At 72.5% G+C, this 657-nt stretch carries 1 protein-coding gene; it reads right to left on the bottom strand.

What is annotated here, in order from left to right:
* On the bottom strand, positions 1 to 657 hold a 657-nt coding region (locus A9W96_RS09530), incomplete at both ends, for a beta-ketoacyl reductase (RefSeq protein WP_156765174.1).

Below are 657 nucleotides of genomic sequence, written 5' to 3'. Positions count from 1 at the left end.
AGCAACGCGGCGTCCAGCAGTTCCAGCGCTTGCCGGGTGGTCAACGCGCTCAGCCCGGCGCGGCTCATCCTGGCCTTGTCGCGCTCGCCGAGGTGTTGGGTCATCGCGGAGGATTCCTCCCACATTCCCCAGGCGACCGAGAGTCCGGGTAGCCCGTGAGCGTGGCGATGCGCCGCCAGCGCGTCGAGGAAGTTGTTGGCCGCCGCGTAGTTCCCTTGGCCAGGGGCGCCCACGATGCCCGCCATCGACGAAAACGCCACGAACGCCGACAGATCCAGGTCCCGGGTCAGCTCGTGCAGGTGCCAGGCCCCGTCGACCTTGGCCCGCAGCACGGTGTCCATGCGCGCCGCCGTCAGGGAGGCGATCACCGCGTCGTCGAGCACGCCCGCGGCGTGGAACACCGACCGCAACGGGTAGCGCGCGGGAACCTGCGCCACCAGGGCCGCGACGGCCGCCCGGTCTCCGACGTCACAGGCGACCACCGACACCGACGCTCCCGCGTCGCGCAGTTCGGCGGCCAGCTCGGTCATGCCGTCGGCGCGGTCACCGCTGCGGCTGACCAGCATCACGTGGGGCACCCGGTGCCGCTCGACGAGATGCCGTGCCACCGCCGAACCGGCCATGCCGGTCCCGCCGGTGATCAGCGCGGTGCCGCCG

Origin of the sequence: Mycobacterium sp. 1245852.3 (assembly GCF_001669335.1) — a bacterium.
In the GTDB taxonomy this organism is placed as follows: domain Bacteria; phylum Actinomycetota; class Actinomycetes; order Mycobacteriales; family Mycobacteriaceae; genus Mycobacterium; species Mycobacterium europaeum_A.
This window is presented reverse-complemented; position numbering and strand designations above follow the sequence as displayed.